Below are 4,377 nucleotides of genomic sequence, written 5' to 3' on the forward strand. Positions count from 1 at the left end.
CACCAGGCCGACACCCTCGCCCCAGCCCGTACCGTCCGCGCCGGCCGCGAAGGCCCGGCAACGGCCGTCCACGGACAGGCCGCGCTGCCGGCTGAACTCGGTGAAGACACCGGGAGTGGCCATCACCGTGGAGCCGCCGGCCAGCGCCATCGAACACTCGCCGTTCCGCAGCGCCTGCATCGCCAGGTGCATGGCGACCAGCGACGACGAGCAGGCGGTGTCGACGGTGACCGCCGGGCCTTCGAGCCCGAAGGTGTACGACAGCCGACCGGACGCGACACTCGGCGTGTTGCCGGTGGCGAGATAGCCCTCCAGACCCTCCGGGACGGCGTGCAGGCGGGCCGCGTAGTCCTGCGGGATGACTCCGGCGAAGACACCGGTGGCGCTGCCGCGCAGCACGTTCATGTCCAGGCCCGCCTGCTCGAACGCCTCCCAGGCTGTCTCCAGCAGGAGCCGGTGCTGCGGATCCATCGCCAGCGCCTCCCGCGGCGAGATCCCGAAGAACTCCGGGTCGAACAGATCGGCGTCGTGCAGGAAACCGCCGTGCCGGGTGTACGTCGAGCCGGGGTGCAGGCCGTCCGGGTCGTACAGCCGCTCCAGGTCCCAGCCGCGGTTGTCCGGGAAGCCCGAGATGGCGTCGACGCCGTCGGCGACCAGTCGCCACAGGTCGTCCGCCGAGCGGACCCCGCCCGGGTAGCGGCAGCTCATCGAGACGATGGCGATCGGCTCTTCCGCGGCGCCGCGGTTCCCGGTGGCGGCGGGCGGCGCCGCGGCGGCCTGGTCGGTGAGGGTGCCGACCAATTCCGTCCGCAGGTGCCGGGCGAGCGCCGCGGGCGTCGGGTGGTCGAAGATCAAGGTGGCGGTGAGCCGCAGGCCGGTGGCCTTGTTGAGCCGGTTGCGCAACTCGACCGCCGTGAGAGAGTCGAAGCCGAGCTCCTTGAACGCCCGGTCCGCGCCCACCGCTTCGGGCGACGCGTGGCCGAGCACGGCGACCACGTCGGCGCGGACCATCTCCAGCAGCAGCCGGTCCCGTTCGACCTCGGGAACCCCGGCCAGCCGCTGGGCCAGCGACGAGCCTCCGGTGGCAGGGCCGGCGGCGGTTCGCCGGGTGGCGGGCGTACGGACCACGTTGCACAGCAGCGGCGGCAGCGCGGGCTGGCCGCGCAGCGCGGCGAGATCGACCTTCGCCGGCACCAGAACCGCCTGACCGGGCGCCAGCGCCCGGTCGAACATCGTCAGCGCCTGCTCCGGCGTCATCGGCAGCAGCCCGCCCCGGCTGATCCGGGCCAGGTCGCTCTGGTCGAGCTTGCCGGTCATCGCGCTGGCCGGCGCCCACAGGCCCCAGGCGAGGGAGGTCGCGGGCAGGCCACTGGCGTGCCGCCGGGTCGCGAGGGCGTCCAGGAAGGTGTTGGCGGCTGCGTAGTTGGCCTGACCCGCGTTGCCCAGGGTGCCGGCGATCGACGAGAACAGCACGAAGGCGCTGAGGTTGAGGTGGGCGGTCTGCTCGTGGAGGTGCCAGGCCGCGTCCACCTTGGGCCGCAGCACGGTGTCCAGCCGGTCCGGGGTGAGCGTCTCCACCGTGCCGTCGTCCAGCACACCCGCAGTGTGGATCACCGCGGTCAGCGGGTGTGCGGGCGGCACCGACCTCAGGAGGCGGGCCAGCGCGTCGGAATCGGCGATGTCGCAGGCCGCTACTGCCACGGTCGTGCCGTGCGCGGTGAGTTCGGCCGCCAGCTCCAGAGCGCCCTCGGCGGCGGCGCCACGTCGGCTCACCAGCAGCAGGTGCCGTACGCCGTGCTCGGCGGCCAGGTGCCGGGCCACCAGACCGCCCAGCACCCCCGTGGCGCCGGTGATCAGCACCGTGCCCTCCGGGTCGAAGACGCCCGGCAGGGTGAGGACCAGCTTGCCGGTGTGCCGGGCCTGGCCGATGTAACGGAACGCTTCCGGTGCCCGGGTGACGTCCCAGGCAGTCACCGGCAGCGGCTTGAGCACGCCGCTGTCGAACAACCCGACCAGCTCGGTCAGGATCTCCTGGATCCGCTCCGGCCCGGCCTCCGGCATGTCGAACGCCTGGTAGAGCACGCCAGGATGGTCGGCGGCGACCTGCCGCGGATCGCGAATGTCGGTCTTGCCCATCTCCAGGAAGCGCCCGCCGCGCGGCAGCAGCCGCATCGACGCGTCCACGAACTCCCGTGCCAGCGAGTCGAGTACGACATCCACCCCCCTGCCGCCGGTCGCGGCGAGGAAAGTCTGCTCGAAGTCCAGCGTGCGCGAGGAGGCGATGTGGTCGTCGTCCAGGCCCTGGCTCCGCAGGGTGTCCCACTTTCCGAGGCTGGCGGTGCCGTAGACCTCCACACCCCAGTGCCGGGCCAGCTGGGTCGCGGCCATGCCGACACCGCCGGCCGCGGCGTGCACGAGCAGCGTCTCGCCGGGCTGGATGCCACCGAGGTCGGAGAGACCGTAGTACGCGGTCAGGAACACGATCGGAATCGCGGCGGCCTGCGCGTACGACCACCCGGCCGGCATCCGCGTCACCAGCCGCCGGTCGGTGACCGCTGACGGGCCCATGCAGCCGTTGAACAGGCCCATCACCCGGTCGCCCGGCACGAGCCCGCTCACGCCGGGCCCGACCTCGCGCACCACGCCCGCGCCTTCGCTGCCGATCAGCGCCGTGTCGTCGGGATACATGCCCAGACCGATCAGCACATCGCGGAAGTTGACGCCGGTCGCCCGCATCGCCACCCGGATCTCGCCCGGCAGCAACGGATCGGCGGCCCGCGGATCGGGCACCAGGGCCAGATTCTCCAAGGTGCCCTTCGCCGTCGTGTCCAGCCGCCAATCGGCGACCCCGGCCGGCGGCGTCAGCGCGCCCTCGGCGGCGCCGGCCCGGCCGAGCCGCAGCCCGTACGCCTTGCCCTCACGTACCGTCAGCTGCGGCTCGTCAGTGGCCAGTGCCGCCGCGACCGCCGCCGGGCTGTCGGCGTGACCGTCCAGATCGAGCAGGACGAAGCGGTCCGGGTTCTCGGTCTGGGCCGACCGCAGCAAACCCCACACAGGGGCGACGGACAGATCCCTTACGGTCTCGCCCGCCGTGGCCGCGACCGCGCCCCGGGTGACGAGCACCAGCCGGGAACCGGCGAAACGGTCCTCGGCGAGCCAGCCCTGCACCAGATCGAGCGCGTGATGAAGGGTGGCGTGGGCGCTGCCGGGCACGTCGTCGGCAACGGCCGCGGCTATGGGGGCCAGCACCGTCGTGGGGATCTCGGCGCCGGTCAGGGCGCGCAGGTCGGCGAACGGGTCGGTGGGAACGCCCGCCGTAGTCAGGGCGGTGGCGAGCTCGGAGGCGGCCGGTCCGACGACGGCCCACGGACCGGCCTTGCTGCGGTCGTCCATCTCAGGCAGCGGGGTCCAGCTCAGGCCGAACATCGGCTGCTGCTTCCCGGCCCGGTCGGCCGCCAACTGCGCGGCGGTGACCTGCCGCAGGGTGAGGCTGTCGATCGTCGCGACCGGCGCGCCCGTCTGGTCGGTCAGCGTGATCGCCACCGCGTCCGGACCGGCCGGCACCAGACGTACCCGCAACGCCGTCGCACTGGTGGCGTGCAGGGTGATGCCGGTCCACGAGAACGGGAGTTGTATCGGGTTCGACTCCCCGTCGCGGGACGCGGCCAGCGCGGCCAGCGTCAGCGGGTGCAGGGCGGCGTCGAGCAGCGCGGGGTGGATGCCGAAGCCGGCCGCGTCCGCCTCGCGGGGGATGACCACCTCGGCGTAGAGGTCGGCGCCGTTCCGCCAGACCCCGCGCAGGGCGCGGAAGGTCGGCCCGTAGCCGATGCCGATGGTGGCCAACTCGTCGTAGACGCCGTCCAGATCGATGACCTCGGCGCCCGCGGGCAGCCACGCCTCCGACGGCGTCGGATCGTGGTCGGTCTCCGGCCCGTTCACGGTCAGGGTGCCCGTCGCATGCCGCGTCCAGGGGCGTTCCCCCGAGTCGGCGTCAGTGGCCGCGCTTTCGTACGGCCGCGAGTGGATGGAGAAGGGCCGGTATCCCGACGCGTCCCCGCCCTCCACCGCGAGTTGCACCTGTACCTCGCCGGTGGTCGGCAGCACCAGCGGCGCCGCCAGGGTGAGTTCCTCGACGAGCGGGTGCCCTACCCGGTCGCCGGCGTGCAGCGCCAGCTCCACGAAGCCGGTGCCGGGCAGTAGGACGGTGCCCATGATGGCGTGGTCGGCGAGCCACGGGTGGGTGCGCAGCGACAGCCGCCCGGTGAGCAACACCGTGTCGCCCTCGGCGAGTTCGACGGTGGCGCCGAGCAGTGGGTGGTCGGTGCGGTCCAGGCCGAGGTCGGTCGGTTTGCCGGTGGTGGTGGGGGTGTCGAGCCA

1 protein-coding gene is annotated in these 4,377 nt (G+C 73.2%); it reads right to left on the minus strand.

What is annotated here, in order from left to right; genetic code table 11:
* Positions 1–4,377: SDR family NAD(P)-dependent oxidoreductase (locus OO69_RS47920; RefSeq protein WP_033287356.1), on the minus strand; the 4,377-nt coding region annotated here is incomplete at both ends.

The sequence above is a fragment of the Streptomyces sp. NRRL F-525 genome (assembly GCF_000716605.1).
GTDB lineage: Bacteria > Actinomycetota > Actinomycetes > Streptomycetales > Streptomycetaceae > Streptomyces.